This is a genomic window from Parvibaculum lavamentivorans DS-1 (assembly GCF_000017565.1).
In the GTDB taxonomy this organism is placed as follows: Bacteria; Pseudomonadota; Alphaproteobacteria; order Parvibaculales; family Parvibaculaceae; genus Parvibaculum; species Parvibaculum lavamentivorans.
The window spans coordinates 1,322,551-1,346,840 of record NC_009719.1; the positions used below are offsets into that span (position 1 = coordinate 1,322,551).

Below are 24,290 nucleotides of genomic sequence, written 5' to 3' on the forward strand. Positions count from 1 at the left end.
TCAGCCTCCGTAAGGTTCGAGGACGAGATCGCGGGTGACGATCACGCGGACAGGGAAGCCGGGCCGGATCGTCAGTGTCGGCGCGACGTTGAGCTGGCGCCGAACGATCTGCTGACCGGCATCATTGATCGTGTCCTGGCCCCCATTGCGGATGGCGCGCAGGAGCCGGTCCTGATCATCGATGGCAAGCTCGGACCCGACTGACAGGAGCGTCGAGAGCCCCGCCGCTTTGGCGAGATCCCACCAATGGTAATCGACGCCGTCTTCCAGACCGGCATAGCCCTGGGTATCGGCTCCGGGTTGTCGTTCGAGCACAATGGACCGGCCGTTCGGGAGAATGAGCCTGTTCCAGACGAGAAGCACGCGGCTCTGCCCGTATTGGACGCTATTGTCGTACTGGCCGATGATCCGCGTGCCCTGTGGGATGACGAGGATGCGCCCCGTCGGACTATCGTAGATGTTCTCCGTCACCTGCGCGGTGATTTGTCCAGGCAGATCGGAGCGGATGCCGGTGATGAGGGCGGCGGAGATGACCGCGCCCGCCTGGAGAACATAGGGCGATGCTGGTGCCATGATGCGGTCGGCCGCAATGGTACGGCGGTCGACGGGAGCATTGAGGAACGCGAGTTGTCGATCTTGAGCGGTCTCGGCACCAGGTTGTGTGCCGGTTCCCACGCTGGGAAATCCCGGGACATTCGTGCCGGCGGTCGCCGACGTTGCGGCCGGACCGGCCTGGAAAAACACGCGGCTGGTGCGGGCGGCCTCCAATTCGGCTAGGCGACGTTGCTCCTCGGGATCAGGCCCCGGCGCCGCCATGGCGGGCGGCACGACAGGATGCCCCTGATTTTGCGCGCTGACGATCGGGCGGCCGAGGTCTCCAGGCAGCGCCGGGCCGAGGACCGGGCCGGTGTAATCGCGTGGCAGGCCGGCCAGGCCGTCGGCCGTGGTGCGGTTGTCGGTTGAATAGAGTTCGTCGGCGCTCTTGCCGGGATCGCGGGTCTGGAGCGCGTAGATGAGAGAGCCGCCGATGCTGACGAGTGCAACCGCAGCGACGCCGGCGAGCACTTTGCGCGACAGCCGGGTGACGCGCGGAGGTTCTGCCCGCAGGCGCATGGACGATGATGCATCGACGGCGGGCGTTGATTGGTCCAGCCGTTCGGCGTTGTCGTGGTCAATGTCGCTCATGATGCAGGTTTCCCATCGGTTCGCACGATCCTGACGGTCTGCTGCTGCTTGCCGCTGCCGAGGCGCAGTTCGGCGGCGCCGAAGATGCGGTCCACGATCAGGATGTTCTGGTGGATGCGGCTGTTGACGAGCTGCGGCTCGCCATCGGTGCCGAGGACGAAGATCGGCGGCATTTCGCCTTGAACGATGCCGCGTGGAAATTCGACATACACACGCCTGCCGTCGTCATAGACGGCGACCGGCCGCCAGGGCGGCGTGTCGCCGGTGAGGCCGTAGCGGTAGTGACGTGCGCCGGCAGCGGGAATGATAGGCGTCGCCGAGACCGTTCCACGTTGCGATGCCGGTAGCGCGGGATAAGCCCAGGCAACGGCCGGCATATAGGGTTTCGCCTCCGCCCTCAGCTCGAGCATGTAGATGCGGCGGTCGGTCGTGATGACCAGGTTCGTGGTGATGTCGGGGCGGGTCGGTTTGACGAGGATGTGGACGCGGCGCGAGAGGCTGGAACCGCTTTCGGTGTCACCGATGATCCAGCGGGCGGTGTCACCGGCGGCGATTGGACCTGCGCCGGTCAGACTTTCGCCCGGTTCGAGCGCGATGTTGGTGATCTGGCCGGGCGCGGCATAGACTTGGTAAAGCGCGCCTTCGCTCCAGGGATAGATCTGGATGGCGTTATAATAGCCCTCGCGTCGCGGTTCGACACGCGCCGCAGCATTGGCGTTTTCCACGCGGCCGCTCGGTGTATTCGCGGTGGTTCCACCATGCGCGACCGTCCAGGCGGGAGGCGTGTGCAGCGGACGCGGCGGCTGTTCCGTGACCGGCGTCGGCACGGCTGGGAGCGGCGGCACGTCATTGTCGTAGCTGATGGTGGGTGGTTTGAAGGTTGCGCAGCCCGCCAGCATCGTTGCCGAGAGCAGCATCATCGCCAAAGCGGATTTACGGAAAGCCGGAGAGCCGGACATGCGCAGAGATGTGCTCATTGGGACATCTCCCGCGACCAGTTGATAGCGTTGATGTAGATGCCGAGCGGATTGGCGCGCAGCCGGTCGGCGTCGCGCGGCGTCTGGATGACGATGGTGAGGATCGCGGTCCATCGCTCCGTGCCCGCGAGCTGGCCATTCTCGTACCGTTTCTCGGTCCAGGCCACGCGGAAGGAATCCGCCGATGCGCGGATGACGCTCGAAACCTCGACGGCGATCTGCTGTTTGCCGACCTTGGTGAAGGGATCGTTGGTGCGGGCATAGTCGTTGAGCGCGCCGGCGCCGCGATCCGTGGTCCAGTCATAGGCGCGCAGCCAGTTCTGGCGCACGATGATCGGATCGGCCGGGATGCTTCTGACTTGCTCGATGAAGCGGGCAAGATGCCAGGCCACCTGCGGATCGGTCGGCCGGTAGTCGGCCGACGCCGGTGCTACGGACTGCGCCTGACCGAGCCGATCGACCTGCACCACCCAGGGAACGACGGTGCCGCGCGCCGACTGCCAGACCAGCGCGGCGGCGAAGCCGGCCGACAGGAAAAGTGAGCCGAATGCCATGATGCGCCAGTTCCTGGCCTGGACGCGGGCCGAACCCATGCGATCGTCCCAGACCTGCGCGGCGCGCTGATAGGGTGTTTCGGGTTCGGGCGATTTCCCATAGTGGGCGGCGGGTCGTTTGAAGAGGCTCATGAGCGGTTACTTTCGGAGAGATTGACGGAAGAGCCGCCGCCATGGCTGTCGCCGGATTTGACGGCGTGCGCTGCGAGGGTGGCTCCGTGGCTGAGGGACTGATGGCGCTTCATGCGCTTGGCCCAGTCGGGCGGACCGTCGCCGGGCGCTGCGGCGGCGGCTTCGCCTGCGGAGCCTGAGCCGGGTATCGTGCTCATGGTCGAGGAACCGCCCGTTGCGCCGAAGCCTGCCTTCGCACCTTCGGAGAAGCTGGACTTGACGCCTTCGGCGACGCGCGCCGTCGCGCGTCTCAGGGGCGACACGGCGGCTGCTCCGGCCGCGCGGGCGACACCGCCAAGACCAGAGGCGACACCGGCTGCGCCGGACTGGCCGAGCGAGCCGACACTGTAGGCCGCGGCGGCTCCGCCTGCCGCTGCCGCACCGCCCCGCACGGCAGCAGCACCGCCGGACATCGCAGCCGCTCCTCCCTTTATGGCAAGGCCTGCCGCGCCACCAGCTGCGAGCGCGGCACCGCCGACGGCAAGCCCGGTGCCAACCGCCGCACCGGCGCCGAGTTGTGGTCCGCCGCTGACCAGACCGGCAGCAATGCCGGGGCCGAAGATGCCGAGCCCGAGCAGCGATAGCGCGGCAAGAACAATCGCCATGGCGTCGTCGATTGTGGGCGTTGCGCCGCCGAAGCCGGCCGTAAACTGGCTGAACAGCGTTGAGCCGATGCCGATGATGACGGCGAGCACCAGCACCTTGATGCCGGATGAGACGACATTGCCCAGCACGCGCTCGGCCATGAAGGCGGTCTTGCCGAACAGGCCGAACGGGATGAGGACGAAGCCCGCCAGCGTCGTCAACTTGAATTCGATCAGGGTAACGAAGAGCTGGATCGCGAGGATGAAGAAGGCGAGCAGCACCAGCGCCCAGGCGAACAGCAGGCAGGCGATCTGGATGAAGTTCTCGAAGAACGCGATCCAGCCCATCAGGTCGGAGATGGATTCGAGCAAGGGGCGCGCGGCGTCGAGCCCGGTCTGCGCGACCTTGCCGGGTCGCATCAGATCCTGCGCGGTGAAGCTGGTGCCGGAAGCCTTGAGGCCGAGGCCCGCGAACGAGTCGAAGACGATCTTGGCGAGGTTGTTCCAGTTGCCGATGAGATAGGCGAAGACGCCGACGAAGAGCGTCTTTTTCACCAGCCGGGCGATGATGTCGTCTTCCGCGCCCCAGCTCCAGAACAGGGCGGCAAGCGTCACATCGATGACGATCAGCGTTGTGGCGATGAACGCGACCTCGCCGCCGAGCAGTCCGAACCCGCTGTTGATGTAGGAGGTGAAGACCCCGAGGAAATTGTCGATGACACCTGCGCCGCCCATGGTTCACCGTCCTTCTGTTGTCGGGACGGCAGGCGCCGGGGGGCGGCCGAGGAAGCGATCGCGGCTCTCGGCCCAGATGCGCATGCAGTCGGTATCGCTCGCCGCTGCCTGGCCAAGCTGCTGGCACCGGCGCTGCCCTTCGCGGAGCGCATCGCGCTTGGGTTCGACAGCGTGGACGCGCTCCATTTCAGGGGCCGCGTCCTTCCGGGTCATCTCGATCGCCGTCGCCGTGATGGCGAACGATACGAAAACGATGGCGCCCAGCCGGGCCAGCATCTTGCCGTCCATGGCCGCGACCTCAGTTGCCGTTGCCGAACATCTGCGCGTTGCCGGGCTGATAGCCCGCGCCCGGCGTGAGGAAGCGGCGGCGCTGCTCCCGGCCCTGATCAGCCGCCGCCGCGCGCTCCGCGTCAGTCAGCGCCGTGGCCCGGCCGTTGGCGGAGATCAGCGCGATCAGGTCGGAGAGCTGCTGCGATTGCAGCGCGAGAAGCTGATTGCCGGCCTGTGTCGCCTGCAACGCACCCTGCGCGCCTTGACTCTGGCTGACGAGGTTCGACATCTGCGTGCGATTGCTGTCGATATTGCCGACGACACCGGCCTGAATGCGCATGGCGTCCTGCAAGCCGCCGACGGTGTTCTGCCAGCGCGAGCGAGCGTCGGTGATGAGCTTGGCGTCCGACGACGACAGTGAGACGCTGCCATATTGCTGCTGGAACATCCGATCGACGTTCTGGACGTCGAAAGAGATGTTCTCCGCCTGGCCGAGGAGCTGCTGGGTGCGTTGGACGTTCTGTTGAATCTGCTGGAGCGCCGAGTACGGCAGGTTCGCCAGATTCTTGGCTTGGTTGATGAGGCTCTGCGCCTCGTTTTGAAGCGAGCGGATCTGGTTGTTGATCTGCTCGAGGGACCGCGCCGCCGTCAGGACGTTCTGGGCGTAGTTGGTAGGGTCATAGACGATACCGCCGAAGCCGAATTGCGCGTGCGCTGGCGCGGTCAGCACCGGCGATGCGGCGAGCGGTATCGCCAGGATGAAGGCCGCGAGCGACATCGCGCGCGGGCGTGAACGAAGCGTATTCATGGTCATTACTCCTTCTCGGACTGCTGGGGGGTGAGGTTCGTGAGGTCAGGGATGAGGTCTGCGGCCCACTCGGCGCCGCGCAGGCGCAGCCAGGCGGCGAGAAAGCCCTCGCGGCCATGCTCGGCGACGGTGCGCGCGATCTCGGACTGGTCGGTCTTGGAGGAGGTGGCGGCGAGCGCGAGACCGACTTCGGAGAGGCCCAGCTCGAACAGGCGATTGCCGCGCCGCGACTGGCAGTAATAGTCGCGCTTGGGCGTGGCCCGCGCGAGGATTTCGATCTGGCGGTCGTTGAGACCGAAGCGCCGATAGATCTCCGTGATCTGCGGCTCGATCGCGCGTTCGTTCGGCAGGAGCAGCCTTGTCGGGCAGCTCTCGATGATGGCCGGGGCGATGTTGCTGTTGTCGATGTCGGACAGCGACTGCGTGGCGAAGATGACGCTGGCGTTTTTCTTGCGCAGCGTCTTCAGCCATTCGCGCAATTGCCCGGAGAAGGCATCGTCATCGAGTGCGAGCCAGCCCTCGTCGATGATGAGCAGCGTCGGCGAGCCGTCGAGACGGTCGCCGATGCGATGGAAGAGATAGGCGAGGACGGCGGGTGCCGCGCCAGTCCCGACCAGTCCCTCGATCTCGAACGCCTGCACCGATGCCGAGCCGAGATGTTCGGCCTCGGCGTCGAGTAGCCGCCCATAGGGGCCGCCCACGCAATACGGTCGCAGAGCCTGCTTCAGGTCGTTCGATTGGAGCAACACCGTGAGGCCGGTGATCGTGCGTTCCTCGACCGGCGCCGACGCCAGCGAGGTCAGCGCCGACCAGAGGTGCTCCTTCACCTCGGGGGTGATTGCGATGCCCTCGCGGATCAGGATGGCGACGATCCAGTCGGCCGCCCAGGCGCGTTCGGGCGTGTCGTGAATGCGCGCGAGCGGTTGCAGCGAGACCGAGGAGTCCACGCCCTCGGTGAGATCGCCGCCGAGATCGTGCCAATCACCGCCCATGGCGAGCGCGGCGGTGCGGATCGAACCGCCGAAGTCGAAGGCGAAGACCTGGGCACCGGCATAGCGCCGGAACTGCAAGGCCATGATGGCGAGGAGCACCGATTTGCCGGCGCCGGTCGGGCCGACGACGAGCGTGTGACCGACGTCGCCGACATGGAGAGAAAACCGGAACGGGGTCGAGCCTTCGGTCTTGCCGAACAGCAAGGGGGAGCTACCCAAATGCTCGTCCCGTTCCGGCCCCGCCCACACCGCCGAGAGCGGGATCATGTGGGCGAGATTCAGCGTCGAAATCGGGGGCTGGCGCACGTTGGCGTAAACATGCCCCGGCAATGAGCCCAGCCAGGCATCGACGGCATTGATCGTTTCAGTCATGGCCGTGAAGTCGCGGCCCTGGATGACTTTCTCGGCGAGGCGAAGCTTCTCGTCGGCAACTCGGGGATCGTTGTCCCATACCGCGATCGTCGCGGTGACATAGGATTGGCCGGCGTAGTCAGCGCCGAGTTCCTGGAGGGCGAGATCGGCGTCCGCCGCCTTGTTCGAGGCGTCGGTATCGACCAGCGCGGACGCCTCGTTGGTCAGCACCTCTTTCAGGATCGCGGCGATGCTTTTGCGCTTCGCGAACCATTGGCGGCGGATTTTGGTCAGCAGCTTGGTCGCGTCGGTCTTGTCGAGCAGGATGGCGCGCGTCGACCAGCGATAGGGAAAGGCGAGCCGATTGAGATCGTCGAGGATGCCGGGCGTGGTCGCGGTCGGGAAACCGACAATGGTGAGAACGCGCAGATGCGCGGTTCCGAGACGCGGCTCCAGGCCGCCGGTGAGCGGTTGGTCGGCGAGCAGCGCGTCGAGATAGACCGGCGTTTCGGGCACACGGACGCGGTGCCGTTTGGTCGAGACGGTCGAATGGAGATATGTCAGCGTCTCGCTGCTATCGAGCCACTGGCATTCCGGCATGAAGCCGTCGAGCAGCGCCAGCACGCGATCGGTGCGGTCGACAAAGGTGTTCAGGATTTCCTTCGGATCGATGCCAGCACGTTCGCGGCCCTCATAGAGCCAGGCTTCGGTGCGCGCGGCATCCTCGGCCGGCGGCAGATAGGTGATGGTGAGATAGTAGCCGGAGACGTAATGCGCGCCGGCCTCCTCGAAATCGGCTTTGCGCTCGGCATCGAGAAGCGCTGCGGCGGCGTCGGGAAACAGGTCCGCTGGATAGATCGACGCCTCGTGCCGCTGCGCCTCGACGAAGATGGCCCAACCCGATCCGAGACGACGGAATGCGTTGTTGAGCCGCCCGGCGACGGCGACCAGTTCGGCGGCGACCGCGGAGTCCAGATCAGGGCCGCGGAACCGCGCCGTGCGCTGAAAGCTGCCGTCCTTGTTGAGCACGACGCCCTCGGCGACGAGCGCGGCCCAGGGCAGATAGTCAGCGAGGCGGGTTGCGGTGCGGCGATATTCGGCAAGATTCATCATGGCGATGCGCTTCCTCAGACGGACAGATGAGCGGGGATGCGCAGGTGACGGCGACCGACCTCGACGAAGAGGGGATCGCGCTTTGCAGCCCATACGGCTGCGATATGGCCAATGGCCCAGATCAGCAGACCGACGAGCCAGAGGCGCAGGCCAAGGCCCACGGCTCCGGCCAGCGTGCCGTTCAGGATGGCGAGTGCGCGCGGTGCGCCGCCGAGCAGAATGTGCTCGGTCAGCGCCCGGTGAACCGGGACGGTGAAACCCGGCACCGCGTCGAGTTGTTCGAACGCCGCCGCCATCAGATGAGCGCCCCGCCGCCGAATGAGAAGAACGACAGGAAGAAGCTCGACGCCGCAAACGCGATGCTGAGACCGAAGACGATCTGGATCAGCTTCCGGAAGCCGCCGGACGTGTCACCGAACGCCAGCGCCAGGCCGGTGGCGATGATGATGATGACGGCGACGATCTTGGCGACCGGCCCTTCGATGGATTCGAGAATTTTCTGGAGCGGTGCTTCCCACGGCATGGACGAGCCGGAGGCATGGGCGGCGGGAACGAGGACGAGATTGATGTAGATGAAGGCGGCGGCCGTCGCGGCATAGCGGCGAACGCGCATGGTGGTGCGGATCATGATGGCGCTCCTGTACGGTCAAGGGTTGCGGGGGTGATGGCGTAGTCGCCGTCCGGACCGAGCCCATCGACGCGGGCGAGTTCGGCGAGCCGGCGCGCGGAGCCGCGGCCGGAGAGGACGGCAACAAGATCGATGGTCTCGGCGATCAGGGCGCGCGGGACCGTGACGACGGCCTCCTGGATGAGTTGTTCAAGGCGGCGCAGCGCGCCGATGCCGCTCCCGGCGTGGATCGTGCCGATGCCGCCGGGGTGGCCGGTTCCCCATGCTTTCAGGAGATCGAGAGCTTCAGAGCCGCGCACCTCGCCGATGGGAATGCGATCGGGGCGCAGGCGTAGCGAAGAGCGAACCAGCTCCGAGAGCGTGGCCACTCCATCCTTGGTCCGCATGGCGACAAGATTGGGCGCGGCGCACTGAAGCTCGCGGGTATCCTCGATGATGACGACGCGATCCGCCGTCTTGGCGACCTCGGCCAGAAGCGCATTGGTCAGCGTGGTTTTGCCGGTGGAAGTGCCGCCTGCGACAAGGATATTGGCGCGCGCCATCACGGCTGCGCGTAGCGTCGCCGCCTGGTCGGCGAACATGATTCCGGCGGCCACATAATCGTCGAGCGTGAAGATCGCTACGGCGGGCTTGCGGATGGCGAAGGCCGGTGCGGCGACAACGGGCGGCAGCAAGCCCTCGAACCGCTCTCCCGTCTCAGGAAGCTCGGCGGAGACTCGCGGGCTGCGCGGATGCACCTCGACGCCGACATGGTGAGCGACCAGCCGCACGATGCGCTCGCCATCGGCAGGCGACAGCGTCTCACCCGTATCGGCCAGCCCTTCGGAGAGGCGATCTACCCAGAGACGGCCGTCCGGGTTCAGCATGATTTCGACCACGGCCGGGTCTTCGAGAAAATGGGTGATGGTCGAGCCGAGCGCGGTGCGAAGCATGCGCGCACCGCGCGCGAACGCCTCCGGCTTCTGGCTGATATTGGTCATTCCTGCCCCGCTTCCTGACGGGGCTGGAAAAGAGGGTCCCCGGATCGGGGTGATTAAAAGAGCCGTGAATCAGGCTGATTCAACAAGTATCGGTCGTCGTAGTAGCGTGGCGTGCAAATACAGGAGAACGGCGGTTGGGCGATGCTATTGATCCACGCGCGCCGAAGCCTATGGATCGCTCTCTGTCGGGCTGGACGGCGACTCGCCGACATCTTCAACGATCTCCTGCCGAAGTTTCGGTCCCTGGGCCAAGCGCCGTCCAAGGGCCGCGATGAACGCCTCGTAGCGCTTCCCGACCATGGCGCGCGCTGCCTGGGCTGCGGGCTCGGGCAGCGCCGGCGTCGTGTTGAGCCAGAACCGGATGAATACGGCCATGGTCTCGACGGAGATCCCGATGTCGCGCTCCATGCGGTTGAGACGGCGATCGATCTGATCGAGGCGTTTGGCGACCACGGCTTCACGCCGCTCAGCGTCGTCCGGCGACAGGAAGGACGCGATGGCGGCCTCTGCGATCAGGGAGAGCGGTTGTTCGCGTCGGCCTGCATAGTCCGATAGTGTCGCCATGATGTCGGGGTCGAGATATACGGAAATCGGCACCTTCTTCTTGCGTCCGGTCATGGTGCTACAGCTCCATGCCGTCATTGGGATCGAGCGAGACCTGGCGGGCAACGCCGCGCATGACGCGGGTCAGCCGCTGGTTGCGCGCGGCGGCGTCCTCTGTGTCGTCAGGCAAATCGATCTCAAACTCATTGTCGATCGGCGCCTTCTTTTCGATGGGGTTCACCCGGTTGAGTTCGGGCTGATGCCGACGTTCGGACTCGGTGGAATCCTCTTCGTTGTCACCGCTCGTCGTTGGCGCAGCGTTTTCGGTCATGTCCGGGCGCGCGGGGATCGGCAGCTTGCTCCAATCGTCGGGCCGACCTTCAGCAGGCCGCGCCAGCCCCGGCGGTGACATGATGCGTTCCTTGAAGCGGGCATCTTCATAGTAGCGCGCCTTCTTCGCCCGGATCGGCGGCGTCCCGGCGACCATGACGATCTCGTCGGTCGGCGGGAGCTGCATGATTTCGCCTGGTGTCAGGAGCTGACGCGCGGTCTCCGAGCGCGACACCATCAAATGGCCGAGCCAGGGCGAGAGCCGATGCCCGGCGTAATTCTTCATCGCCTTCATCTCGGTCGCGGTTCCGAGCGCGTCGCTGACCCGCTTCGCGGTCCTTTCGTCGTTCGTCGCAAAGGAAACGCGCACATGGCAGTTGTCGAGGATCGAATTGTTCGGGCCGTAAGCCTTCTCGATCTGGTTCAGCGATTGCGCGATCAGAAAGCTCTTGAGGCCGTAGCCCGCCATGAAAGCCAGCGCGGACTCGAAGAAATCGAGGCGGCCGAGGGCGGGAAACTCGTCGAGCATGAGCAGCAGGCGATGCCGCCCGACCTTTGCTTGCAGATCCTCGGTGAGACGGCGACCGACCTGATTGAGGATCAGGCGTATCAGCGGCTTGGTGCGGTTGATGTCGGACGGCGGCACGACAAGGTAGAGTGTGGTCGGGAGCTTGCCGCCCACCATGTCGCTGATCCGCCAGTCGCAGCGCCGCGTCACCTCGGCGACGACAGGATCGCGGTAGAGGCCGAGAAACGACATGGCGGTGGAGAGCACGCCCGAGCGTTCGTTGTCCGATTTGTTGAGCAGCTCGCGTGCGGCGCTGGCGATGACGAGATGCGGCCCGGCTTCGCCGAGGTGGCTGGTCTTCATCATCGCGGCAAGCGTCGACTCGATCGGGCGCTTCGGATCGGACAGGAAGGCGGCGACGCCGGCCAATGTCTTGTCGTCTTCGGCGTAGAGGACATGCAGGATGGCGCCGACCAGCAGGGCATGACTGGTCTTCTCCCAATGGTTCCGCTTTTCGAGCGAGCCTTCGGGATCGACCAGGATGTCAGCGATGTTCTGAACGTCGCGGACTTCCCATTCGCCGCGGCGCACCTCGAGCAGCGGATTGTAGGCCGACGATTTGGGGTTGGTCGGGTCGAACAGCAGAACGCGGCCATGCCGGGCGCGGAAACCGGCGGTGAGCTGCCAGTTTTCCCCTTTGATGTCGTGGACGATGGCCGAGCCCGGCCAGGTCAACAGGGACGGCACGACCAGGCCGACGCCCTTGCCCGATCGGGTCGGGGCGAAGCAAAGCACATGCTCGGGGCCGTCATGACGGAGATAGTCGCGATCATAGCGGCCGAGCACGACACCGTCGGGACTGAGCAGGCCCGCGGCTTTCACTTCGTCCTTTCCCGCCCAGCGGGCGGAGCCGTAGGTCGCCGCGCTTTTTGCTTCGCGGGCGCGCCAGACCGACATGCCGATGGCGACGGCTATGGCGATGAAGCCGCCCGACGCCGAGATCATCCCGCCCTTGGCGAAGACCTCCGGCGCGTAGGCGTCGTAGAAATACCACCACCAGAAGAACGCTGGCGGATAGTAGATCGGTAGGCCGAACAGGGAAAACCAGGGCGTGCCGAGCTGCGCCTGAAAGCCGAGGCTCCATGCGACATATTGCGTCGCCGCCCAGGTGGTGAGCAGCACGATGAGGAAGACGACGGCGATCTGGCCCCACAGGATTTTGGTCGCGGACATTGCTGCGGTCCTTTCTTCTTAGGTGATTAGAGGCCGAGCCCCCGCTTGCGGCCGAAGCTCCAGTCGACACCGCCGTCTCCGCGGGCGACCCCGGAGACGTGTTTGCCGAGCTGGCTTTCGAGGGACGGCGACCAAGGCACGAGCTGGAAGCCGAGGCCGTTATCGATCATCGCGAAGCGGCCGGATGCGAGCGTCATGCGCTGGCGATAGGTGCCGGCGACATATTCGCCATTGCCGGCCGCTTTGAACGGCTGGCCTGTCTCCTTCGCGAGCCGGTCGGCAACGGCGTCGACCTCACGGCGCCGAAGCGTCTCGATCAGGTTGCGGCTGAAGATGACGCGGCGGCCTTGCTGCTCGGCGAGACCTTCGTGGACCAGATGCTCCGCCCGTTGTCGCATCGCCTGCCGCACCTCGGCGCCGAAGCCGCCCTCCGACATGGCGAGGGGTTCGCGGGCGATGGATTGCCGGTCGAGCCAGGTCGCGCCCGAGGCGTTCACCTGATGCTTGAGATCGAGATCGGAGCGGACGGCGAGCGCGACGCGGCGTTCGCCGCGAGCATCTTCGAAGGTGCGCAGCTCGACGATCGAGCCCGGCGCGCTGTCCCCCGCCGCATCGAGATGCGGCAAGCGGATGTGGTGGGTCCGACCATCGACGCCGTCGACCACGGCGTAGGCCGTTCCCTTCAGCTCGTCATCGAGGCCGCGCTCGACCAGACGGCCGATGACCGGCACATCGAGGCTTTCCCCTGCCAGGACGTAGTTGCCCGAGCCGCGGTCTATACCGCGTTCGGTGAGCGCGCGGTGCATGCGCTTGATGATGTCGCCGCGTTCGCCGAGCTGGCGCAGCGTCACCTCAGCCTGATCGTCGATCATCCACTGGCCAGGTCCGACTTCACTGGCGAGGCCGAGGGCTGCGAGTTTGCGCAGGCGGCCGACCTTCTCGACGGCGTAGGCGTCGGGCTGGCGACCGACCTGCGGGGCGACATCGATGACGCCGGTCTTTCCCGCGTCGCGGACAAGCTGCCGATCGAGTTGCGTCCAGCGCTCCGCCTCGATCTGGCGTTCGAGCGTGCGGCGAATATCGAGATCCGTGCGCGGGCCAAGCTCTTGTGTGATGAGGTCACGCGCGCGATCGCGCATGCCCTCCTTGATGTAGTCGCGCGAGATCACGAGGTCCTGGCCGTCGTCGCGGACGCCGCGCACGATTAGATGGACGTGAGGATGCTCGGTGTTCCAGTGATCGACCGCAACCCAATCGAGCCGCGTGTCCAGATCCCTTTCCATCTGGCCGACAAGATCGCGGGTGAAGGACTTGAGGTCCGACATCTCCACGGCGTCGTCCGGTGAGACGATGAAGCGGAAATGATGGCGATCATCTTCGCATCGCCCGGAGAAGGCGCGGCCATCAGCTTCCTCCGTTCCCGGCCCGAACAGTCGGGCCTTTTCTCCATCACGGGTCACGCCGTCGCGGCGGAGATAATCGAGATGCGTGCCGAGCGGCGCGGTGCGGCCGGAGCGCCGCACGACGCGGGCCTTGATGACAGCGCCGCGCGTGCGCGCTGTGATGAGGCGGTTCGCTTGGATGCTGGCGCGCTGGCCTCGGCCGAAGCGCGAGCGATTGGCGGCAACGACGCGCCCGGAGCGCGAGACGCCGCCGCCCGCCTTCTTCGCGGCGGCCAGCGCCTGCGCGATGAAGGGCCGAGCCGACTGCGCACGGGTTGACCGGATGCGCCCAGGCCGAACACGAAACTCGTGGTCATCGGCCATGACGCAAGGCCGCAATGTGCGAAAAATCGCGCTGATACAGGCAATTGGGCGTCAGGCGCACATTGCCGATGAGCACGGCAATGTGCGGAGCGCGCCAAAACCTCTTGCAAAAACAACCGCCCGACCGCCGCGCAATGTGCGGCCTTTTATCCTGCCATCGTGCGGTTGTTGTGCCTGCCTCTCCCCCTTGTGCCCTCCATGTCACGCCGGAATGCGACAGAGTGCGAAGGATACTTCCGCAGTTCATCGGGGCGTCCCCCCGTCAGAGCGAGCGACCACGATCGGGGCGTTCGAGTCTTCGGCGGTATCGGGAGTGCGCGCCGCGACGGAGGAGCGGCTGTCGTTTGACCGCGCGTTTTCCGATGGCGATGTCGCCGAACGATCGTCGGCGGAACGCACGACGAAGAGCGGCGCTTCCCGCCAATCCGGCGGCGGTGGCGGCGCAACCGGTGGCGCGCTCGACGGCGATGGTGCGCCTAGCTGCGGAGCCAGCAGCGCGATGTAGGCCCGCGTTTCGGCGGGCAGGGCGCGGCCGGTCTGGACGTATTCGTCGTAGCGGCCAGGCCCCGCATTGTAGGCGCCGAGCATTGCGGGGATCGTGCGATAGCGGTCGAACATTTCACGCAGGTAGGCAGCGCCTGCGAGGATGTTGTCGCGCGGGTCGTAGGGGGCACGCCCGAGCCCATAGCGAACGCGAAGCGCGGCCCAGGTATCGGGCATGACCTGCATCAACCCGAGCGCGCCGGCCGACGATATGGCGCGCACATCGCCGGCGCTTTCGGCGCGTTTGACGGCGACGATCCAGTGTTCGGGAATGCCGAAGCGCTGCGAGGCTTCGGTGACGAAGGCGGCGTGTGGATCGCCAGCGACCGTGCGCGCAGCCGACACGGACTGGGCAAGAGCGGCGTCCGTTGCGCCCGCTGCGAGGGCCAGGCCGGAAAGGAGAAGGAAGGCCATGCGCCGGACGGCGTGATGCCGCCCGCCCGCATCCCGATGGCTTATCGCTGGACGTGGACCGGACATCGGTCAGTCCTTCCCGGCGCGGTCGCGCGGGCGCGACCAGTGCAGCGACCAGGCGTTCCCGGCGTCATCGTCGCAGAACAGATTGGCGCGGATCGGCTGCGGCAGCGCAGGGTCGTCGATCAGTACGGCAACGTATTCGCCCGCGCGCTCGCCGGTGCGTTTCCAGCCCGCGCCGATTTCCGGACCGGCTTCGGCTTTGCCATCGTCGCTGGCGTGAACGCGGTAATCCGGCGCATTCTCGGCATCGGAGGGCTCTGCCGGCACGATGACGACATCGCGGAAGAGCGTGAACGTCTCCAGCTTGCCGGCGAAGCCCGTGTCCTGGCGCGTGAATTGACCAATCTGAGGCATGATGACTTCCTTTGCGGCGGCGTTGGGAAAGCCATCGGTGGGCGCCGCCCCCGCCGATGGCGAGGTGTTCATCGCGTCGGTGCGCGCCATTCGAAGCGGCCCGTTCCGTCCTCGTCTGTCCACAGGGGGACGGCGCGGCCGATGATCTGGTCAGTGGAGGTCAGGCCGAAATAGCGACCGTCCAGGCTGTCGCGGACCTGCCAGTTCATGAGGAAGACTGCGCCGGTCGGGATACGGCGGCAGCCCTGCCAGACCGGGAGGTCGCGCGCGGCGCGATCACGCGGTAGCGCATCGCCCATGTCGACGCCGTCGATCGTGACGGAGAGGTTCGAGCGGCAAACGGTCTGCCCGGAAACGCCGAGAATGCGCTTCAGCAGTGGGACGCCTTTGGGAAGATAGCCGCGTTCGGCCATGAAGGTCGCGAGCGGCTCGGGCGCATCGACCGCAACGAGATCGGTGACGTCGAACGGGCCATCGACGTCGATCGTGTAGAAGCCGATGGGGGCGCTCGCCGATGCGTTCCACAGGAGCTTGATCGGCAACGGGGTGAGCGCCGGATAGCTGATCCCCGTGGTCGCGAGAGCCATGACGAGGAAGAGACCGGCGCGCGTCACGACCACGTCCTCCGGCGCAGGAGGACGGCGCGATGCTGGTCGAGCGTATAGGTGCGCGGCTGATGTCCAGCCGCCATCCGGTTGTGGACGTGACGCCAGTGTTCCGGCGAAACGGCGTCCGCCTCGATGCCGACCGCTTCAATTGCATCGACGTGGCGCAGCACGTCTTCGACCTTTGGCCATCCGTCGATCCTGAGCAGGATTTCACCGCCCGGCCGGACGAAAGGCAGCGTCTGGTAGGGCTCTCCGGGCTCGACTGCGCGTACGATGTCGATGCGCGAGATAATCGTGCCGAAGTCGTTGGCCGCCCATCGCACGAACGCGAATACGGTGTTCGGACGGAAGGAGACGACACGCCGGCGGCGGTCGAGGATCTGTTCATGCGCCTCACGGCCGAACCTGATCCAGTATTCGATCTTCTTCTCGACCCACGTCAGTTCGACGTGGGTAATGGTGTCATGGGGGAGCGCTGACGGCAGAGGGCCGCCGCGCATGCGGGGAGCCGCAGTGCCGGTCATGTGGTGTCTCCTGGTGTCGAGGGGAATTCACGCGCGAGCAGCTCGCGCAGCATGTCGGCGACGGTGACGCCGCGCCCGAAGGCGGCGATCTTGATCCGGCCGCGCAGTTCGGGCGTCACATCGATGGTGAGCCTGGCGGTGAACGCAGCGACGTCAGCGGCGCGTGGTGCGTTGTCCGCAGCCTTGATCCATTGGTCGGGATCGGAGGGGCGTGCGGCGAAGCCGCGACGGGGGGATCGTTCGTTCATTGTGCGCCCCCGTCGATCCGCAGACGCAGGAGTTCATCGGCGAAGGCCGCGATCTCGCGCGCGGCCGATGTCGCATCGGCGAGTTCGGCGACCAGGCGGCCGGTCTGCGCGGCGGCGGCGAAGGCGATACGTTGGCCGATGGTGGTGGCGAGCAACGGTGGATCGTGATCGGCCAGGGTCTCGGCTGTCTCGCGGGCCAGGATGGTGCGCGCACCGCAACGATTGAGCACGAAGCGGGCGACCAGTTCCGGGCGATAGACGCGGGCTTCGCGGAGCAGCGCCAGCATCTCGGCCGATGCCCAGCCGTCGAGCGGCGACGGCTGCACCGGGATCAGCACGAGGTCGGCGGCGAGCAGCGCCGAGCGCATGAGCGCTGCGACACGCGGCGGGCCGTCGATGACGACGTGGTCGACATCGCGGGCCAGCGCCGGCGCTTCGCGGTGGAGCGTGTCGCGCGCCAGGCCGACGACGCCGAACCGGCGCGGCAGGCCCTCATGGCTGCGCTGCTCAGACCAGTCGAGGGCCGATCCCTGTGGGTCCGCATCGATCAGGGTGACGCGCTGACCGCGCCCAGCGAGTTCGCCCGCGAGGTTGAGCGCCAGCGTCGTCTTGCCGACACCGCCTTTCTGGTTGAGGAACGCGACGATCATCGCGCACCTCCAGGCCGATCGAGGAGCGGAAGCTGATCGGGGGAAGCCGGTTCGCTCTCTTTCCGGCCCGTCTGAGCGGCTGGAGCACCCTTGCGCGGTGATTTGCCGGCGGCGCGGAGGCTCGCTGCGGCGGTGCGGATGAGGTTTTCCACATCGCGCGCGCGCTCTTCAAAGTTAGATTCTTGGTTAGACTCTAAGTTAAGGGCGCGAATCCGCCCACGATTTCCAGACGTTAAGGCCGGCTTGGGTTCCCGATGGCACGAGCCTCGGGTTCCCGATGGCACGATAGGTCGGGTTCCCGATAGCACGAGGCCGTCCACAGGTTTTCCACAGGCGGCTAGTGGCTCGAAAGCCAGCAGCGTGCGCCCGCCGATTTCCACTTCGAGCGACAGGAGGTAGCCGGGCAGTGGTTGGCGTCGCACGATGTCGCGCAGTTCGAAGGCGAAGCGCTTGAACGGCGACAGGCTGCCGGATTTGAGGTGGAGGTGGCGTAGGTCGAAACGCCAGCCGCCGCGCTGACGGCCTCCGTGTTTGCGCACGATGCGGTAGAGCCAGCGATCGAGGCCGCCGGTGAGATCGAAATAGGCCGGATCGATGGTGAGGATGAGCGCGTCATCGAGGACGGCCTTGTAGAACCAGTCGGGGACGATCAGCTCGATGCCATCGGGTCGTCCTTGGTGATCCGTGCGCTCCTGCCACTCGTTTATCCACGAGAAGCGGTGACGGCGGCCTTCGGCGGGCTGGCGGATCGACGTCGAGATGGTGGTCGATTGCAGCCGGTCGAGCGCGGCCTTGAGGCGCTGATAGTCGCGCATGGATGTGCCGCGCCCGACATAGGTGAGGATCTCATAGGGTGTCGCCGCCATCAGACGCGAGGTGCGCAGGCCCGCGTCGCGGGCCTCGACGATCTGGCTGGCGGCCCAGATCAGGATGTCGGCGTCCCAGATCGTGGCCATGCCATGATCGGGAACGGCCTCTACCCGGATGGAGACACCGCCGGCCGAAAAGTCGATCGGCGCTATGCGGTGCGATTTCGAGAGGGAGAAGAAGGGATAGGCCATGAGATCCTGCGCGTCTCGTGGCGCGAAGTCGCCGGGAAGCGCGCGAAACAGGTCGAGCTGCCCACGCTCCGAAGGGTCACGACGACGCACCACCATGAAAGGGACCAGCCACGATCAGCGTGCGTATCGGCCGGCGATCTGGCCGGTCGGTAGCGTCTGGCGCTTTGCGGGAAGCACGGAGCCGCGCGGATCGGACGTCGAGGTCACGGCGCCGCGCTCGGCCCAGGTCTCCAGATCGTCGACCGAATAGACGACGCGCCCGCCGAGTTTGTGATAGGCCGGACCAGTGCCGTAGGTGCGATGCTTTTCCAGGGTGCGCGCGGACAGGCTGAGAAATTCAGCGGCTTCCTTGGTCCGCAGGTAGCGTGGCGGGAGCGCGGCGGTATCGGGTCGCATTGGGCGGGCCTCCGTGGGGGTGCTGGGGGCCGCTGGCGATCAGCGGCTGTCAGCGACAACGGTGGCGGAGAACCTCCGGCGGGATGGATGGGGGACTTGGGATGGCTAAATTCCCCACCCCTCTTGTTGGAGCAGGCTAGGTGCGCCGACGATGCCGAAGCAGGTGTAGATAGCCGCCATCGATGAGGGCCAATCCGGCTTCGGCGAGGGCGATCACGGCATCCCGTAGCGGCGAGGTCTTCCAAGGGTCGGTATCGATGCGCGCCGCGCCATAGATTGCGATGGCGATGTCGCGATAGGTCGCGCCGTTCATGCGGCCGTCAGCAGCACGAAGTTTGAGGCGAAAGCGGCGGCGCTGCTCGGCGGTCATGCGCGTGTCGCGCAACGGCGGACGTTGGAGCCAGGCGCGCGCGAGGCGTGTCAGCGCATCAATGCGATCGAGGATGTCGTCATCGATGGGGACGACCGCTGCAAGCTGGTCGTGTGCGGATATGCCGGGTAGGAAGAGTAGCTGGAGGTCGTGCTCCGGAAGACCAGCATAGGCTCCTTCAGGGCCATCACGTCCCGCAGCGAACCTGTCGGCGAGGCTGTTTGAGCTGGACGGCAGAAAGTTCGGCCGCGCTGTCAGAAAGAGGACGGCGGGATCGCTCTGCGGCGACCACACCACCTGTTGCTGTAGGGCAGAACGACCTGGTCTTGCGGGGAAATCGCAACCCCCAGCGCCGCTGCCTGTCGTCAGGCAGCGGCTGAGTCTCGGCGCCAGCATCGACCAGACTGGCGTAATCGTCCTGATAAGGGCGGTATCTGCGAAGACACTCCCAGGCGAGACCTTCGATCGGCAGGGTATCGAAGAAATCGTAGCTGCGGTCGTCTCGCCAGTTCGATGTATCGGGCCTCATCGCATCAACTCTCCCGCGTGGTGCGCGTAAGTCGAGCGTGTGATTTTTCGGGGCGCGATGAGGGTGTTGGAAGCCCGGAGGAGGGCATTGCGTGATGTCGAAAGGGCATCACGCAGGTTCGCAAGCCTCTCAGCGGTGAGCCGGTCGCAGGAGATGCCGATAGCCGGTGTGGGTCATCCAGCGGGCGCGTTCGAGATGGCTGTCATGGATGCGTCGGCAGCGTTCGGGTTCACGGGCGGGATCGAGGTCGAACAGCACCCGCACGGCTTCCTCCCAATGCGCGCCGTCAGCGGCCGCATCCAGCAAGCGCATGTATAGTTTGGCATGCGAAATGTCGTAATCGGTGAGATCTTGCCCCGATGGCGCGAGGTCCTGGAATGGTGCGGTCATGGTGCAGACTCGGCGAATATTCGGTGCCCGTCTATTGTCCAAGTTTGATCCGAAATAGAGGCAGTGCGAATGATGAGGAGCCTGGCTGCCCACAGGTCAGCGTAAGCCTGTAGATCGGTTCTGCTTGTTTCCGCGATCATCGACCAGCAGCACTCCTTGCCCTCGGTCGGTCGACAGGAAGACGATTCCGGCAGCTTCCAAGGCCCTGCGTGCCTGATCGCGCGTCGTCTCGTACACATCGAGCCCGCTTTCGGATTCGAGGCGCTTGAGCGCGGTCAGCGATAGGCGGGCCTTGTCAGCGAGCGTCTCCTGTGTCCAACCCAGCAACGCGCGTGCGGCCCGTGATTGTCGGGCGGTGATCATGCATGATCACCTCCCATCGCAACCGGCGCGCGTTCCAGAACTACGGCTATTTTAGTCGTATTGGCCCTTTTCTGCCAGCTCAAAGAGGTTGCCGAAGGGCCGTGTTGTGCTGGCGCCGATTTGCTGATTCGGGCAATCGAGGCGTTGTCGTCAGTGAAGCGAAGGGTCTGCGGGCTGGCTTTTGCAGTAAAGCTGGAAGAGCGCGCCTTCGGTGTGACCCGACTATTTGGAACACGCATCTGCGTTTCGGTGCGATTTGAGCAGGAAGGCGGCCCCGACCTTTCGGCCGGGGCCTCGTGACGCCGCCTCAGTCTGCGCGGCGGCCGTTGGGGCGGGACCAGATCAGCGAGTAACCTTCGCCGTCCTCGTCATCGAAGAGGTTGGCGTAGATCGGAGCGTTGAAGCTCGGATCGTCGAGCTTGAGGCCCAGATAGTCGCGGCCCTCGTTGGAGCGTTTGGACCAGGCGGCGCCGATCTCGGCGCGGCCGACCAGGACCCGGTGGCTGGGGGCGTTCTCGCCACTGGCGCGCAGGTCGGGGACGATGCGCACGCCTTTGGCCTGGACGCTGAGGGTGACGATTTCGCCGCCGAATTCGTTCGAGCCGGTCTTCTTGAAGGTGCCGATGGTCGCCATTGTAAGTCTCCGTTTTCCGTTTCGAGCCCGCACCATTGCGGCCTCGATGGCGATCGACCGGACGGAGGCGAGCGACGACACATCGCTTGCGACCGTAGCAAAGCGGAGGATGGCGCAGGCGCGACTTTGTTGTTTCGCGAGGAATGACGGCGCAGCCGGCAGGGGAAGAAAGTCGGGACCAGCCGTTGTGGCTTAGGCGCTCGAGGCAAAGCCGTCCTTCGGCCAGATCAGGCCATTGAAGAGGCCGTTTTGGAGCGGCGGCTGGACGGATCGACGGCGGAGACGGCGGCGACCTTCGCATTGGCCCGGGAAGTCCGACCGGCGATCACAGGCGTAAACCTCCCTCGAACAGGCCTGCGCTGCGCATTTCGCCATTCCGCCAGCTCTGACGGAACGCCTCGACGCTGAGGGTCTGCCGGCCCCGATGTCGTTACCGCCCCGACGCGCTCCATCGTTCCGTGACAGGTGGGCGCAGCCGATGCTTCGCGATGCCGCTTCCCCATTGGGCGACCAGATGGCGTGGGGGACAAAGGCATGTGCTTCTGGATCCCGCCGCGATGGGCGCTGCGGGTTTAGGCGTGGGACACATGCCCGGCAGATGGGCCGGAGGCCGCCATCCCGGTGATGCGCGCGAAGGCGACGATGCCGACCGCGATCGCTCCGATGACCGAGAACACGGTCTGCCATGTCTCCGATGGCATGGTGTGTTTCACGATGCCATGGGTGGCATGGAAACCGGCGACGACGGCCGGGGCGACGAAGGCCGCTGCGATGAGCAGCCGTGCCCAGGTCGGACGGACGGTGGCGAGCAGGAATTGGCCGAAGCCGAAGGTCAGGCCGGCGGCGACAAAGCCGACGACAATCGCGCCGAGCCAGCCCGCGCCGGTGCCATAGGCCCATGTGCCGGCAGTCACGCCCGCGAAGAACGGAAGAGCGAACACCGCAAGCGTGAAGAGGAGCCAGCAGAGGAAGCCGATGGCGGCGATGCTGAGGAAAATGCCGATGAAGATCATGGTGGTGTCTTTCGTCAAATGTCAGACGGACGCGCCTCCACCACCACCACGGCGCACATGCGAGATTAGCAGAATTCGAGCCGCGGGGGGAGCAGAAGCGTGAAGCGTCCGCCGACGGCGCGACCCGGTTCGCCTCATGAGGCGAAGGGGTCGATTTCGCCGACGATGGCGTTTTCATCGCCATCATATTCCGAGGCCGGGGTGACGGAGAGCGTGCCGTCTCCGGCGCGATAGATGACGATGGCCGCCATCAGGGTGGTAGCGAGGCTGAAGGCGAAGGCGTGAGCGGTTTGGAAGGACATCGACCTGGCTCCTGTTTGAGCGGAGGTCCATCCCCCGCTGACAGGCGCCCGAAGAGTTCGGCCGGTGGCCGCAATCACCGCGTAGGCGAAGCCGGAGCGGCGGCACGCTATGCGTAGTCCGACCCTTTACGGGTTGATGGCGTCAGGCCATCGGCTGAACCCAAGGATCAGCGTCTTGAAGCGGGGGTGGTCGTCCGATCAGGAGACCGGATTGTCTGCATGCCGCGAGAACTGTTGCCGCCGGCTCGGCTGACCTCTCCTGCGCTGCCGGTGGCCGGATGTCAGCGCCCGGCCTTCCAGGGATCGATCACCGTGACATTCGCGGCCTCGAATGCGCTGCTGTCGCGCGTGGCGACGGCAAACCCCTTGGCGGCTGCAATCGCCGCGATGTAGCCGTCGGGAGTAGGGAAGCCTTTCCCGGCCGCTCGGGCTTTGACGGCGAGATCCGCATAGCGGCGCGCAGCATCGACATCGAACGGGAGGACGCGGTCTGCGAACAGTTCCATCACCCCATCCAGGGCTTCGGTGAGACGCTCCTTGCGCTTGCCGTCGGGGAGCGCGCCGATGCCGAACATCAGTTCGGCGATGGTGACGCTGGAGAGAAAGAGTGTTTCCGCCGCCTGCTCGTCGAGCCATGCGCGCACGGCCTCGTCGGGAGCGGGCTTCATCGCCTCCGATACGACATTGGTGTCGAGGAGGATCATTCGAAGCTCATCGGCTTGGCGGGCGCCTTGTCACGAGCCTGGTCGAGGGCCTCGACATCCTCATTGGTCAAGCCGAGGCGGCGGCTGCGTTCCGCGAGCGCCGTGCCGAGCCGGAGGCGCGTATCGGGGCGGACAGCCATTTCGAGGATGTCGCGCATTTCCGCTTCGGCGCTGCGGCCGTGCTGCGCCGCCCGCACCTTGAGGGCGCGATGCGTCGCGTCGGACAGATTCCTGATCGTAACTGCGGGCATGATAGCGCCTCCTGCAAGTTTGATGGCGGTGATAGCATAATACAAAAATTGCTATCATTTTTCAAGGCGGCGGGTCCCGGCGGCGCTTACGCGCCGCCCGAGCCGAACCGATAGACCGGGATGCCCATCTTGCGGGCCTTGTCGGCCAGGTTGTCCTGAATGCCCGTGCCGGGGAAGATCACGACCCCGATCGGCACGATGCTGAGCATCTGGTCATTGCGTTTGAACGGTGCGGCCTTGGCGTGCTTCGTCCAGTCCGGCTTGAAGGCGACCTGCGGCACCTTGCGGCTGTCGGCCCAGCGGGAAGCGATCTTTTCGGCGCCTTTCGGCGAGCCGCCATGCAGCAGCACCATGTCGGGGTGCTTGGTATGGATCTGATCGAGCTTGGCCCAGATCTGCTTGTGGTCGGCGGTGTCGCCGCCCGAGAAGGCGATCTTCGGGCCGGCGGGTACGAGTACATCGGTATCCGCACGCCTCCTGGCGGCGAGGAAATCCCGGCTGTCGATCAGCGACGCGGTGAGGTGGCGATGGTTGACCCGTGATCCGGTGCGTTGCGACCAGGGTGAGCCGGTGGCGACGAGGTAGCGGCCAGCGGCGGCTTCGCGGAAGGTTTCCATGCCGTCGCGGCGGTCGATCAGGTTCATGCCGATGTCTATGAGGCGCTCGAGCTGGAGGGACTTCACCTCGGAGCCATCCTGTTCGCGCTGAAGCTGCCTTTGCGCCTGCTCGTTGTCGTCGAGCTTCTGTTCGATGCGGTCCACGGCGCGGTGGAACATATTGACGGTGGACCAGAGGAGATCGGGGAGATCGAAGTCGAGGCTGGTGTCGGTGATCGTGGCGACCAGGGCGTCGAAGATATCGGCGACGGTGCCTTCGATGATGCGGTCTTCCGGTGGCGGGCGCTGGTCCAACTCGTCTTCGGAGGGACGGTAGCCATGGAGCTGCAAGTCCTGGATAAGATGGTCGGTCGGGGATGACTCGTGGTGTGGTTCGTAGTCGTCGTGTTCGCTCATGGGATGCTCCGTCGGCAAGGACCGCGACCGTCGCGGCCTTCATGGCGACGAAGCCGTCGGGCGGGACGGACCTGCACCCTGAGCGTGAGCCGAAGGGCCGAAGCGTCAGCGGAGGATGGCGAAGGCCGGCGA

31 protein-coding genes are annotated in these 24,290 nt (G+C 65.8%); all 31 read right to left on the reverse strand.

Going from position 1 to position 24,290, the window contains the following annotated elements; all coding sequences use genetic code 11:
• Positions 1-1,185 (reverse strand): TraB/TrbI/VirB10 family type IV secretion system protein, encoded by a 1,185-nt coding sequence (locus PLAV_RS06040; RefSeq protein WP_012110072.1) that lies wholly within the window; start codon positions 1,183-1,185, stop codon positions 1-3.
• On the reverse strand, positions 1,182-2,162 hold the full coding sequence (trbG, locus tag PLAV_RS06045; protein WP_012110073.1) for a P-type conjugative transfer protein TrbG: 981 nt from the start codon (positions 2,160-2,162) through the stop codon (positions 1,182-1,184). Before trbG ends, PLAV_RS06040 begins: the two co-directional genes overlap by 4 nt.
• The gene (gene trbF, locus PLAV_RS06050; protein WP_012110074.1) at positions 2,159-2,848 is read right to left on the reverse strand and encodes a conjugal transfer protein TrbF; all 690 of its coding nucleotides are present in this window, start codon (positions 2,846-2,848) and stop codon (positions 2,159-2,161) included. Before trbF ends, trbG begins: the two co-directional genes overlap by 4 nt.
• Positions 2,845-4,206 carry a P-type conjugative transfer protein TrbL gene (trbL, locus tag PLAV_RS06055; protein WP_012110075.1) on the reverse strand — a complete coding sequence of 454 codons (1,362 nt, stop codon included), beginning with the start codon at positions 4,204-4,206 and terminating at the stop codon, positions 2,845-2,847. The genes trbF and trbL overlap by 4 nt, the downstream gene beginning before the upstream one ends.
• 3 nt (positions 4,207-4,209) lie before the next feature.
• Positions 4,210-4,494, reverse strand: a complete 285-nt coding sequence (gene trbK-alt, locus PLAV_RS06060; protein WP_012110076.1) for a putative entry exclusion protein TrbK-alt — start codon at positions 4,492-4,494, stop codon at positions 4,210-4,212.
• A gap of 10 nt (positions 4,495-4,504) precedes the next feature.
• Positions 4,505-5,284, reverse strand: coding sequence for a P-type conjugative transfer protein TrbJ (trbJ, locus tag PLAV_RS06065; RefSeq protein ID WP_012110077.1), 780 nt, complete (start codon positions 5,282-5,284; stop codon positions 4,505-4,507).
• Between the two features lie 5 nt (positions 5,285-5,289).
• A complete protein-coding gene (gene trbE, locus PLAV_RS06070) occupies positions 5,290-7,740 on the reverse strand; it encodes a conjugal transfer protein TrbE (protein ID WP_012110078.1) in 2,451 nt (816 codons plus the stop codon).
• A 14-nt stretch (positions 7,741-7,754) separates the two neighbouring features.
• On the reverse strand, positions 7,755-8,036 hold the full coding sequence (locus PLAV_RS06075) for a VirB3 family type IV secretion system protein (RefSeq protein WP_012110080.1): 282 nt from the start codon (positions 8,034-8,036) through the stop codon (positions 7,755-7,757).
• Positions 8,036-8,368: a TrbC/VirB2 family type IV secretion system protein gene (locus PLAV_RS06080; protein WP_012110081.1), complete on the reverse strand. Its 333-nt coding sequence runs from the start codon at positions 8,366-8,368 to the stop codon at positions 8,036-8,038. Before PLAV_RS06080 ends, PLAV_RS06075 begins: the two co-directional genes overlap by 1 nt.
• On the reverse strand, positions 8,365-9,348 hold the full coding sequence (gene trbB, locus PLAV_RS06085) for a P-type conjugative transfer ATPase TrbB (RefSeq protein ID WP_012110083.1): 984 nt from the start codon (positions 9,346-9,348) through the stop codon (positions 8,365-8,367). The genes PLAV_RS06080 and trbB overlap by 4 nt, the downstream gene beginning before the upstream one ends.
• A gap of 168 nt (positions 9,349-9,516) precedes the next feature.
• Entirely contained in the window at positions 9,517-9,966 is a 450-nt protein-coding gene (locus PLAV_RS06090; protein ID WP_012110084.1) for a hypothetical protein, read from the reverse strand.
• 4 nt (positions 9,967-9,970) lie between these two features.
• Positions 9,971-11,962: a conjugal transfer protein TraG gene (locus PLAV_RS06095; protein ID WP_012110085.1), complete on the reverse strand. Its 1,992-nt coding sequence runs from the start codon at positions 11,960-11,962 to the stop codon at positions 9,971-9,973.
• A 26-nt stretch (positions 11,963-11,988) separates the two neighbouring features.
• The gene (locus PLAV_RS06100) at positions 11,989-13,728 is read right to left on the reverse strand and encodes a relaxase/mobilization nuclease domain-containing protein (RefSeq protein ID WP_012110086.1); all 1,740 of its coding nucleotides are present in this window, start codon (positions 13,726-13,728) and stop codon (positions 11,989-11,991) included.
• A 243-nt stretch (positions 13,729-13,971) separates the two neighbouring features.
• A complete protein-coding gene (locus PLAV_RS06105; RefSeq protein ID WP_012110087.1) occupies positions 13,972-14,751 on the reverse strand; it encodes a lytic transglycosylase domain-containing protein in 780 nt (259 codons plus the stop codon).
• A 3-nt stretch (positions 14,752-14,754) separates the two neighbouring features.
• A complete protein-coding gene (locus PLAV_RS06110) occupies positions 14,755-15,102 on the reverse strand; it encodes a DUF736 domain-containing protein (protein ID WP_041536413.1) in 348 nt (115 codons plus the stop codon).
• A gap of 68 nt (positions 15,103-15,170) precedes the next feature.
• Positions 15,171-15,716, reverse strand: coding sequence for a S26 family signal peptidase (locus tag PLAV_RS06115; protein ID WP_012110089.1), 546 nt, complete (start codon positions 15,714-15,716; stop codon positions 15,171-15,173).
• Positions 15,713-16,234: a DUF2840 domain-containing protein gene (locus tag PLAV_RS06120; RefSeq protein ID WP_012110090.1), complete on the reverse strand. Its 522-nt coding sequence runs from the start codon at positions 16,232-16,234 to the stop codon at positions 15,713-15,715. The genes PLAV_RS06115 and PLAV_RS06120 overlap by 4 nt, the downstream gene beginning before the upstream one ends.
• On the reverse strand, positions 16,231-16,482 hold the full coding sequence (locus tag PLAV_RS06125) for a hypothetical protein (RefSeq protein ID WP_012110091.1): 252 nt from the start codon (positions 16,480-16,482) through the stop codon (positions 16,231-16,233). Before PLAV_RS06125 ends, PLAV_RS06120 begins: the two co-directional genes overlap by 4 nt.
• Entirely contained in the window at positions 16,479-17,132 is a 654-nt protein-coding gene (gene parA / locus PLAV_RS06130) for a ParA family partition ATPase (RefSeq protein ID WP_012110092.1), read from the reverse strand. Before parA ends, PLAV_RS06125 begins: the two co-directional genes overlap by 4 nt.
• Positions 17,129-18,289: a replication initiator protein A gene (locus PLAV_RS06135; RefSeq protein WP_012110093.1), complete on the reverse strand. Its 1,161-nt coding sequence runs from the start codon at positions 18,287-18,289 to the stop codon at positions 17,129-17,131. The genes parA and PLAV_RS06135 overlap by 4 nt, the downstream gene beginning before the upstream one ends.
• 18 nt (positions 18,290-18,307) lie before the next feature.
• Positions 18,308-18,589: a helix-turn-helix transcriptional regulator gene (locus PLAV_RS06140; protein ID WP_012110094.1), complete on the reverse strand. Its 282-nt coding sequence runs from the start codon at positions 18,587-18,589 to the stop codon at positions 18,308-18,310.
• 136 nt (positions 18,590-18,725) lie between these two features.
• Positions 18,726-19,253, reverse strand: a complete 528-nt coding sequence (locus PLAV_RS06145) for a DUF2285 domain-containing protein (protein WP_245545181.1) — start codon at positions 19,251-19,253, stop codon at positions 18,726-18,728.
• Positions 19,147-19,488, reverse strand: a complete 342-nt coding sequence (locus tag PLAV_RS19865) for a transcriptional regulator domain-containing protein (protein WP_245545180.1) — start codon at positions 19,486-19,488, stop codon at positions 19,147-19,149. Before PLAV_RS19865 ends, PLAV_RS06145 begins: the two co-directional genes overlap by 107 nt.
• A 129-nt stretch (positions 19,489-19,617) precedes the next feature.
• Positions 19,618-19,878: a DNA -binding domain-containing protein gene (locus tag PLAV_RS06150; protein ID WP_012110096.1), complete on the reverse strand. Its 261-nt coding sequence runs from the start codon at positions 19,876-19,878 to the stop codon at positions 19,618-19,620.
• Between the two features lie 96 nt (positions 19,879-19,974).
• Positions 19,975-20,241, reverse strand: a complete 267-nt coding sequence (locus PLAV_RS06155) for a helix-turn-helix domain-containing protein (protein ID WP_012110097.1) — start codon at positions 20,239-20,241, stop codon at positions 19,975-19,977.
• A gap of 307 nt (positions 20,242-20,548) precedes the next feature.
• A complete protein-coding gene (locus PLAV_RS06160) occupies positions 20,549-20,875 on the reverse strand; it encodes a DUF736 domain-containing protein (protein ID WP_041535876.1) in 327 nt (108 codons plus the stop codon).
• 572 nt (positions 20,876-21,447) lie between these two features.
• Entirely contained in the window at positions 21,448-21,888 is a 441-nt protein-coding gene (locus PLAV_RS06170; RefSeq protein ID WP_012110100.1) for a hypothetical protein, read from the reverse strand.
• Between the two features lie 134 nt (positions 21,889-22,022).
• Complete coding sequence (locus PLAV_RS19615) at positions 22,023-22,190, reverse strand: hypothetical protein (protein ID WP_012110101.1); 168 nt, start codon at positions 22,188-22,190, stop codon at positions 22,023-22,025.
• Between the two features lie 281 nt (positions 22,191-22,471).
• Positions 22,472-22,894, reverse strand: coding sequence for a type II toxin-antitoxin system VapC family toxin (locus PLAV_RS06175; protein ID WP_012110102.1), 423 nt, complete (start codon positions 22,892-22,894; stop codon positions 22,472-22,474).
• Entirely contained in the window at positions 22,891-23,145 is a 255-nt protein-coding gene (locus PLAV_RS06180) for a FitA-like ribbon-helix-helix domain-containing protein (RefSeq protein ID WP_012110103.1), read from the reverse strand. The genes PLAV_RS06175 and PLAV_RS06180 overlap by 4 nt, the downstream gene beginning before the upstream one ends.
• A gap of 86 nt (positions 23,146-23,231) precedes the next feature.
• The gene (locus PLAV_RS06185; RefSeq protein WP_012110104.1) at positions 23,232-24,158 is read right to left on the reverse strand and encodes a DUF2493 domain-containing protein; all 927 of its coding nucleotides are present in this window, start codon (positions 24,156-24,158) and stop codon (positions 23,232-23,234) included.
• Positions 24,159-24,290: the final 132 nt, after the last annotated feature.

Bases quoted from the DNA above. Each gene is read 5' to 3' on its own strand.
- PLAV_RS06040 (WP_012110072.1), bottom strand. From the start codon at position 1,185: ATGAGCGACATTGACCACGACAACGCCGAACGGCTGGACCAATCAACG.
- trbG (WP_012110073.1), bottom strand. From the start codon at position 2,162: ATGAGCACATCTCTGCGCATGTCCGGCTCTCCGGCTTTCCGTAAATCC.
- trbF (WP_012110074.1), bottom strand. From the start codon at position 2,848: ATGAGCCTCTTCAAACGACCCGCCGCCCACTATGGGAAATCGCCCGAA.
- trbL (WP_012110075.1), bottom strand. From the start codon at position 4,206: ATGGGCGGCGCAGGTGTCATCGACAATTTCCTCGGGGTCTTCACCTCC.
- trbK-alt (WP_012110076.1), bottom strand. From the start codon at position 4,494: ATGGACGGCAAGATGCTGGCCCGGCTGGGCGCCATCGTTTTCGTATCG.
- trbJ (WP_012110077.1), bottom strand. From the start codon at position 5,284: ATGAATACGCTTCGTTCACGCCCGCGCGCGATGTCGCTCGCGGCCTTC.
- trbE (WP_012110078.1), bottom strand. From the start codon at position 7,740: ATGATGAATCTTGCCGAATATCGCCGCACCGCAACCCGCCTCGCTGAC.
- PLAV_RS06075 (WP_012110080.1), bottom strand. From the start codon at position 8,036: ATGGCGGCGGCGTTCGAACAACTCGACGCGGTGCCGGGTTTCACCGTC.
- PLAV_RS06080 (WP_012110081.1), bottom strand. From the start codon at position 8,368: ATGATCCGCACCACCATGCGCGTTCGCCGCTATGCCGCGACGGCCGCC.
- trbB (WP_012110083.1), bottom strand. From the start codon at position 9,348: ATGACCAATATCAGCCAGAAGCCGGAGGCGTTCGCGCGCGGTGCGCGC.
- PLAV_RS06090 (WP_012110084.1), bottom strand. From the start codon at position 9,966: ATGACCGGACGCAAGAAGAAGGTGCCGATTTCCGTATATCTCGACCCC.
- PLAV_RS06095 (WP_012110085.1), bottom strand. From the start codon at position 11,962: ATGTCCGCGACCAAAATCCTGTGGGGCCAGATCGCCGTCGTCTTCCTC.
- PLAV_RS06100 (WP_012110086.1), bottom strand. From the start codon at position 13,728: ATGGCCGATGACCACGAGTTTCGTGTTCGGCCTGGGCGCATCCGGTCA.
- PLAV_RS06105 (WP_012110087.1), bottom strand. From the start codon at position 14,751: ATGTCCGGTCCACGTCCAGCGATAAGCCATCGGGATGCGGGCGGGCGG.
- PLAV_RS06110 (WP_041536413.1), bottom strand. From the start codon at position 15,102: ATGCCTCAGATTGGTCAATTCACGCGCCAGGACACGGGCTTCGCCGGC.
- PLAV_RS06120 (WP_012110090.1), bottom strand. From the start codon at position 16,234: ATGACCGGCACTGCGGCTCCCCGCATGCGCGGCGGCCCTCTGCCGTCA.
- PLAV_RS06125 (WP_012110091.1), bottom strand. From the start codon at position 16,482: ATGAACGAACGATCCCCCCGTCGCGGCTTCGCCGCACGCCCCTCCGAT.
- parA (WP_012110092.1), bottom strand. From the start codon at position 17,132: ATGATCGTCGCGTTCCTCAACCAGAAAGGCGGTGTCGGCAAGACGACG.
- PLAV_RS06135 (WP_012110093.1), bottom strand. From the start codon at position 18,289: ATGGTGGTGCGTCGTCGTGACCCTTCGGAGCGTGGGCAGCTCGACCTG.
- PLAV_RS06140 (WP_012110094.1), bottom strand. From the start codon at position 18,589: ATGCGACCCGATACCGCCGCGCTCCCGCCACGCTACCTGCGGACCAAG.
- PLAV_RS19865 (WP_245545180.1), bottom strand. From the start codon at position 19,488: ATGAGGCCCGATACATCGAACTGGCGAGACGACCGCAGCTACGATTTC.
- PLAV_RS06150 (WP_012110096.1), bottom strand. From the start codon at position 19,878: ATGACCGCACCATTCCAGGACCTCGCGCCATCGGGGCAAGATCTCACC.
- PLAV_RS06155 (WP_012110097.1), bottom strand. From the start codon at position 20,241: ATGATCACCGCCCGACAATCACGGGCCGCACGCGCGTTGCTGGGTTGG.
- PLAV_RS06160 (WP_041535876.1), bottom strand. From the start codon at position 20,875: ATGGCGACCATCGGCACCTTCAAGAAGACCGGCTCGAACGAATTCGGC.
- PLAV_RS06170 (WP_012110100.1), bottom strand. From the start codon at position 21,888: ATGATCTTCATCGGCATTTTCCTCAGCATCGCCGCCATCGGCTTCCTC.
- PLAV_RS19615 (WP_012110101.1), bottom strand. From the start codon at position 22,190: ATGTCCTTCCAAACCGCTCACGCCTTCGCCTTCAGCCTCGCTACCACC.
- PLAV_RS06175 (WP_012110102.1), bottom strand. From the start codon at position 22,894: ATGATCCTCCTCGACACCAATGTCGTATCGGAGGCGATGAAGCCCGCT.
- PLAV_RS06180 (WP_012110103.1), bottom strand. From the start codon at position 23,145: ATGCCCGCAGTTACGATCAGGAATCTGTCCGACGCGACGCATCGCGCC.
- PLAV_RS06185 (WP_012110104.1), bottom strand. From the start codon at position 24,158: ATGAGCGAACACGACGACTACGAACCACACCACGAGTCATCCCCGACC.